This is a genomic window from Microbacterium sp. Leaf351 (assembly GCF_001423825.1).
GTDB classification, from domain to species: Bacteria; Actinomycetota; Actinomycetes; order Actinomycetales; family Microbacteriaceae; genus Microbacterium; species Microbacterium ginsengisoli.
This window is the reverse complement of record NZ_LMPK01000009.1, coordinates 157,548-163,785: the sequence shown is the minus strand read 5'-3', so window position 1 is coordinate 163,785 and position 6,238 is coordinate 157,548. Positions and strand designations below refer to the sequence as shown.

The following is a 6,238-nucleotide window of genomic DNA, read 5'->3' as shown; positions in this document are numbered from 1 at the left end:
ACGTGCAGGTCATCGGCACCGAGGGGACGGTGGACTTCACCGCTCTCGCCGACGTCGACCCGCGCTCGATCGACATGACGCCCGAGACGCGCCCGGTGTGGCAGGATCTCGCCGCGCGGGTGGATGAGCTTCAGGTCGGCGGGCCGGGCGGCAGCGTGTCGGTGTCACCGCACCCGAGCTTCCCGGGGGTGCTGGTGCTGGGCGGGACGACCGAGCCGCCCAGCGTCGCCCCGGTCGTCACGGTGCAGCCGGCGAGCGTATGGTCCGCCTGGGGCGACGTCGCGACGTTCACGGCGGCTGCATCGGGCACGCCCGCACCGACGGTGCAGTGGCAATCATCCGCGAGCGGTTCCGGCCCCTGGGTGGATATCGCGGGCGCGACCTCCCCGAGCTACTCGACGCCGCCGCTGACCTACGCGCAGAACGGCAGCCGATACCGCGCCGTGTTCACCAACTCCGCCGGTTCGGCGACGTCCTCCGCGGCGTCGCTGTCCGTGGTGGATTGAGAGGGGGAGCCATGTCCGATGTTCTCGTGCCGTCGATCGACCCCGCGACGGGCAAGCTCGACCCTGCCGTCATCCCCGGCGGGGCGACGTCGGCGGGCGCCGAGATCCAGTGCTCGAGCTGGTTCTTCCCCGGCCCCGTCTCGGTGCGATCTGGTGTCGCGGCGATCTCCGTCCCGACGTTCGGGCCGCTCGTTGAGCTGCTCGGGCTCTCGCTGACGACCACGCTTCTCGGCGTGGTGACCGAGGCGCTCCCGAACAACACCGTGGACGTGCGCGTGAACGTCAACGATGTTCCGGTGGGGACGGCCGGCCTTCCCGCGACCGCGTTCCAGTGGCACATGCGGAAGGACGACCCGGCACCCGCCGCGCGGATCTTCACCGCCACGCCGCGACTCGTGCCGCAGAGCCGGATCACGGTGGACGTCACGCGCGTGCTCGCGAGCGCGACGGCGCAACCGGAGAATCTGACCGTGCAGCTCTGGTGGCGGTGGCGGGATGCTGTCTGAGCCGGCGACGCACCCGGGCATCTGGCCGCTGTCGCTGGCGGGCGGGATCGGCGGCAAGCGGATCTCCGCGAGCGACACGTCCGCGGCGATCAACGCGAAGCTGGGCCTGATCCCCGCGGAGATCCTCGCCCGGTTCGCGCCGATGCAGCTCAGTCTCGCGATGGTGCCGGCGCTGCGCGCGCCGACGGTCTACTCATCGGTCCTGACGGGAGCCGCCGCACGACAGCAGGTTGGACGGGTGAGCGGCCTCGGGAGTCTCGTCGCCTGGAACGGGCTCTACGAGGCGCTGTCGCACCGGATCGGCGTGCTCGGAGACTGGGCCGTCGTGCACGAGTTCGGGCATCACGTCGACCAGGCGTATGGGATCTACGTCGACTCGACCCGCGTCCCCCTCACGGATCGTGAGCCGTTCGCGTCCCTGTGGACCGCCGCGTATCCGACGATCCCCGACTATCTGTTCGGTCGATCGAACAAGCTCGAGTGGTTCGCCGAGCTGTGGACCGTGCAACTCGACGCGTCCTATACCGGCGCGGGAACGGGCAGCGCTCACCTGTTCGTCGACCTGGCCGGCGGTTCGATCCCTCGAGCGACCGCACTGCGCGCCGCGTTCGTCGCGGCGTTCCCCGAGCTGCCCCCGTTCACCATGTCATGACGTCTCGCCCCCACTCGCCCTCGGGCGGGTGGGGGCGTTTCGTCGTTGTACCCGTCGCGCCGGCCGGCGCCCGCGACGCGTCCACCTGGTCACCGCGACGCGTAGTGCCGCGCCGGTGAGACGCGACGCGTCGTCGTTGGCCGCCGGCGACGCGTGTTGGTGGGCGACCGCAGACTCTCACCGTGGGCGAGTGGCATCCGATCATGGCGGCAGTCGAGAAGGTTCCGGCGACGTGGGATCTCGTCGACCCTGGCGGGCGTGTGTACGGGCGGGTAGAGCTGCGCCGCACGGCCGACGGTCCCCGCTATCGCTGCTCTCGAGACGGCGAGGTGCTCGGGTGGGCGACGTCGCTCCGGCTCGCCTGCGCACGCCTCCACGATCGCGAGCTACGCGCGCACGGCCCGGGCGCTGCGCCGCCCGAGATGTTCCTGCCGCGGGGTGGTCAGGGGCAGAGGTGAGTCTGCGCTGAGGCGATGAGAGTTGCCCAGACCTCGCTGGCCAGGCCCGAGGTGGGCGCGGCGGCGGCGAGTGCCGCGGCGCCATTCGCAGTCTGCGACAGGTCGCAGACCTCCCATCCGAGCGTCAGGATCGCCTGCTCGGAAGTCTGACTCCACGACTTGCCCCGGCTGTTCACCGCTTCGCGCATCGACGAGAGGAACGCGGCCTCGCTGGTCGAATAGCCGCTCGAGACGGGCGCGTTGTTGCCGTGGCCCCCGAGGACGCCGAGCACACTGAACGCGGCGAGAGCGCCCGCGAGGGCGAATGCCAGCCACCAGTACCAGCGCAGCCCGGAAGTGCGACGGCCAGTCGGCTGGGAAGCCCGTCGCGCGTCGGCCCATTCAACGCCGTTCCACCAGCGCTCCGTCTGCGGAAACTCCGGGTCGGGATACCAACCTGCCGGTGTCGTCATGGCGCGGAGCATAGCGGGCACGAGTGAAGTTCATAGGTGAGACCGACACTCGACGCTTGCGTACGGGCGTTGCGACGGGGGCAGTAGGACTGATTCACGTTCGTGAATAGTCCCGATTCTCACCCGTCCTCGTGGTCGAACGCCGGGGGACTAGGACTGCTTCACGCTCATGACGGCGGGACTCGTCGTGGTGATCTGGGCGCTCGCCGGCCCCGCGCTCGCCGAGCTGTTCCAGAACGCGCTCGCCCGTGTCTCCGGATTCTGAGGCGGTGGCGTGACGATGAGGGATCCGCGGCGGCCGAGTTCGTCATGGTCGGGGCCCTCCTCACGGTACTGACGCTGGCGGTGCTGCAGTTCGCGCTGGCGGTGTACGTCCGCAACGTCGTGCAGGACGCGGCATCCGAAGGAGCACACGTCGCCGCCCTCGCCGATGCCACGCCGGGGGACGGCGAGGCGCGCACCCGCGATGCCATCACGCGGGCCGTGGGTGGCGGGCTGATCGACGAGATCCGCGTGGCGACGTCGGCGGAGGCGGGGTTCCCGACGGTGCGGGTCACCGTGCGCGCGACCTTTCCCGTGATCGGCCTCGTCGGCATCCCCGGGGCGATGGAGGTGACCGGCGATGCGCCGCTCGAATCCTTCGACTGAGCCCGACGACGGCTCGGCATCGATCGAGTTCCTCGTCGCCGGGCTGCTGCTGCTCGTTCCCGTGGTCTACCTGGTCGTGACCCTCGGGCTCGTGCAGTCGCATGCGTTCGGCGCGGATGCCGCGGCCCGCCACCTCGCTCGATCGATCGCCGTGGCCGACGGCGATATCGACGGCCACATCGCGCGGGTGGTGCAGACCACCGCCGCCGACTACGGCATCGACCCCGCCGATATCTCGGTGCGGGTCCGTTGCGCCCCGGCGGACGACGGATGCCCCGCCCCCGGTGCCGTGCTCACCGCGACGGTGCAGACGCGCGTGGTGTTGCCGCTCGTGCCGCCCGTGTTCGGGTGGGAGGATCTCGCGGCGCTGCCGATCGAGGCGTCGGCGGTGCAGCTCGTGTCGGCGGGGCCGGGACGATGACCGCGCGGTGCGCACACGATGACGAGGGGTCGATCCTCCCGCTCGTGCTCGGCTACGGGATGCTCGCGATCGCCCTGGTGCTGGTATGCGCGGAGGCGACGGGTCTGTTCCTCGCGCAGAAGCGCTTGGACGGTGTCGCCGACGCGGCGGCGGTGGCCGCGGCATCCTCGTATGACATCCGGTTGGAGGGCGAGGGGGCGGTGATCGTGCAGCGTGGGGAAGACATCACCTCGGGTGCCGAGCGTGCGCTGGCCGCGACGGGGGCCGACGCCGTGCTCGTCGACGCGGTGACCGACGACGGTCGCTCAGCGCGGGTGACAGTGACGTCGACCTGGCGGTCGGTGCTGCTCTCGCCGTTCGTGCCGGCGGGGGTCGATCTCACCTCGACCGCCACGAGCCGCGTCGCGCTGCGGTGACCCGGGATGCCGCGATCACGTGTGCCGCGGGGTGGTCACGTACGCCCCGAGTGCACACGGCAACGGCCGGCCGCCCGAAGGCGACCGGCCGTGACCTATCGAGACGAGGTCAGTTGAACTCGAGCGGATGCGTGCCGACGCGGCCCGAGCCGTCACCCGTGTCGAGGGCGTCGATCGCGGCGACCTCGTCGGCGGTCAGCTCGAAACCGAACACCTCGAAGTTCTCGACCATGCGCTCCTTGCGGGTCGACTTCGGGAAGACCACGAAGCCGCGCTGCAGGTGCCAGCGGATGACCGCCTGCGCCGGGCTCACACCGTGCGCCTCGGCCGCCGCGACGACGGCCGGGTTCTCGAACAGCGGGTACTTGCCCTGGCCGAGCGGACCCCACGACTCGATGATCGTGCCGTGGTCGGCCGCCCACGCGAGCACGTCGCGCTGCTGGTAGGCCGGGTGAAGCTCGATCTGGTCGACCGCCGGCACCACGCCGGTCGCGGCGACGAGGCGATCGAGGTGCTCGGGCAGGTGGTTCGAGACGCCGATCGAGCGAGACAGCCCCGCATCGCGGATCGCGATGAGCTTCTCCCACGCGTTCACGTAGGTGTTCTTCTCGGGCGTCGGCCAGTGCGTGAGATACAGGTCGACGTGGTCGAGCTGCAGCTTGTCGAGGCTCTCGCGGATTGCGGCGAGCGGCTCGTCACCGGCCTGCCGGTCGTTCCAGAGCTTCGTGGTGATGAAGAGCTCGTCACGGGGGATGCCGCTTGCCGCGATCGCGGCGCCGACGCCCTGCTCGTTCTTGTAGATCGCGGCGGTGTCGATGTGGCGGTAGCCCACCTCGAGGGCCTCGCTCACCGCCTTCTCGGCCTCGGCCGGCGGCACGAGGAACACGCCGAAGCCGAGCTGGGGGATGTCATAACCGGAGTTGAGGGTCACAGAGGGAACGGTCATCCCTCCAGCCTAGGAGCCCGGCGCGACATCGAGGCCGAGGGGGCGGATGCCGCGGCATCCGCCCCCTCGCAGGTCACAGGCGCTGGCCGCCCGACGCCTCGATACGCTGACCCGTGACCCACGCCAGGCGCGGGTCGAGCACGGTCGCGATCGCCCGGCCGACGTCGTCGGGCTCGCCGATGCGGCCGAGCGCCACCGTCGGCAGGATCATGCCGCGGTAGCCCTCGTCGTCACGGATGCCGCCGCCCGCGAAGTCGGTCGCGGTCGCCCCCGGCGCCACCGTGTTGACGGTGATGCCGCGCCGGCCGAGGTCCTTCGCGAGATACAGCGTCCACGTCTCGATGGCGGTCTTCATCGCGGCGTACACCGAATACGCCGAGTTGGCGGGATTGCGGGTGAGGCCGCTGGAGATGTTGACGATGCGGCCGCCGTCGGTGAGCAGAGGCTCGAGCTGCTGCGTGAGCAGCACGACCCCGGTGAAATGCACGGCGACCAGCGCGTCGATCGTCTCGTGCTCGATGCCGCCGAACGGTGTGCTGCCGGCGAACCCGGCGTTGTTCACCAGCCCGTCGAACGTCTCGCGTCCCCAGGTCGCCGAGAGCGTGGCGCGCAGGGTGTCGGCGAACGCGGCGAACGTCTCGGGCGCGGTCGTGTCGAGCTCCAGCGCCACCGCGCGCCGCCCGAGCGCCGCGATGTCGGACACGACGGATGCCGCGTCGCCGGCGCCCGATCGATAGGTGACGACGACGTCGTCGCCGGCGGCCGCGACGGCGAGGGCGGTGGCGCGGCCCAGGCCACGGTAACCGCCGGTGATGAGGATGATTCGTGAATCGGTCATGTCTCGATCGTCGGGCGGGGCGCGGCATCCGGGAAGGACTCGTCGATCGGGGGATCGGCGATCCCTTGCTCGCGCGCCGGGTCGCGGCGACCATGGGGGAGTGGACCGTGAACAGCTGGGCGACTTCCTGCGCCGCCGACGCGAGGCGCTGCAACCCGAGGACGTCGGGCTCGCACGCAGCCCGCGCCGCCGCACGCCGGGGCTGCGTCGTGAAGAGGTAGCCCAGCTCGCGACGATGTCGACCGACTATCTGAACCGGCTCGAGCAGGGCCGCAGCCCCCAGCCGTCGGAGCAGATGCTCACCGCCCTCGCCCGCGCCCTGCGGCTGAGCGACGACGAGCGCGGCCACCTGTTCCGCCTCGCCGGGCACCCCGCGCCCGAGCGCACCGGCGGCA

General features: G+C 71.1%; 10 protein-coding genes. 7 read left to right on the top strand and 3 right to left on the bottom strand.

From position 1 onward, the window contains the following. From ASG00_RS04065 to ASG00_RS04055, 3 genes are all read left to right on the top strand, one after another. A partial coding sequence (locus ASG00_RS04065; RefSeq protein WP_056207068.1) for an immunoglobulin domain-containing protein occupies positions 1-506 on the top strand: 506 nt, incomplete at its 5' end. Positions 507-517: 11 nt separating this feature from the next. Then, positions 518-1,012: a hypothetical protein gene (locus ASG00_RS04060; protein WP_056207066.1), complete on the top strand. Its 495-nt coding sequence runs from the start codon at positions 518-520 to the stop codon at positions 1,010-1,012. Further along, positions 1,002-1,664: a hypothetical protein gene (locus tag ASG00_RS04055; protein WP_056207064.1), complete on the top strand. Its 663-nt coding sequence runs from the start codon at positions 1,002-1,004 to the stop codon at positions 1,662-1,664. Before ASG00_RS04060 ends, ASG00_RS04055 begins: the two co-directional genes overlap by 11 nt. 442 nt (positions 1,665-2,106) lie before the next feature. On the opposite strand, the gene ASG00_RS04050 is transcribed toward ASG00_RS04055, so the two are convergent. Further along, positions 2,107-2,574 (bottom strand): DUF2510 domain-containing protein, encoded by a 468-nt coding sequence (locus ASG00_RS04050; RefSeq protein ID WP_082483048.1) that lies wholly within the window; start codon positions 2,572-2,574, stop codon positions 2,107-2,109. A gap of 258 nt (positions 2,575-2,832) precedes the next feature. Here ASG00_RS04050 and ASG00_RS04045 point away from each other — a divergent pair, with 258 nt between their 5' ends. The 3 genes from ASG00_RS04045 to ASG00_RS04035 are packed head-to-tail and all read left to right on the top strand — an operon-like array spanning position 2,833 to position 4,059. Next, entirely contained in the window at positions 2,833-3,222 is a 390-nt protein-coding gene (locus ASG00_RS04045; RefSeq protein WP_327037326.1) for a TadE/TadG family type IV pilus assembly protein, read from the top strand. Next, positions 3,197-3,643: a hypothetical protein gene (locus tag ASG00_RS04040; RefSeq protein WP_056207061.1), complete on the top strand. Its 447-nt coding sequence runs from the start codon at positions 3,197-3,199 to the stop codon at positions 3,641-3,643. Before ASG00_RS04045 ends, ASG00_RS04040 begins: the two co-directional genes overlap by 26 nt. Next, positions 3,640-4,059 (top strand): pilus assembly protein TadG-related protein, encoded by a 420-nt coding sequence (locus tag ASG00_RS04035; protein WP_056207059.1) that lies wholly within the window; start codon positions 3,640-3,642, stop codon positions 4,057-4,059. The genes ASG00_RS04040 and ASG00_RS04035 overlap by 4 nt, the downstream gene beginning before the upstream one ends. Before the next feature lie 109 nt (positions 4,060-4,168). Here ASG00_RS04035 and ASG00_RS04030 read toward each other — a convergent pair whose 3' ends face one another. Next, a complete protein-coding gene (locus ASG00_RS04030) occupies positions 4,169-5,005 on the bottom strand; it encodes an aldo/keto reductase (protein WP_056207057.1) in 837 nt (278 codons plus the stop codon). A 73-nt stretch (positions 5,006-5,078) separates the two neighbouring features. Further along, the gene (locus ASG00_RS04025; protein WP_056207055.1) at positions 5,079-5,843 is read right to left on the bottom strand and encodes an SDR family NAD(P)-dependent oxidoreductase; all 765 of its coding nucleotides are present in this window, start codon (positions 5,841-5,843) and stop codon (positions 5,079-5,081) included. Between the two features lie 100 nt (positions 5,844-5,943). Between ASG00_RS04025 and ASG00_RS16830 the strand changes: the two genes are divergently transcribed. Next, positions 5,944-6,238, top strand: a 295-nt coding sequence (locus tag ASG00_RS16830; RefSeq protein ID WP_235559128.1) for a helix-turn-helix domain-containing protein, incomplete at its 3' end; no start/stop codon positions are given.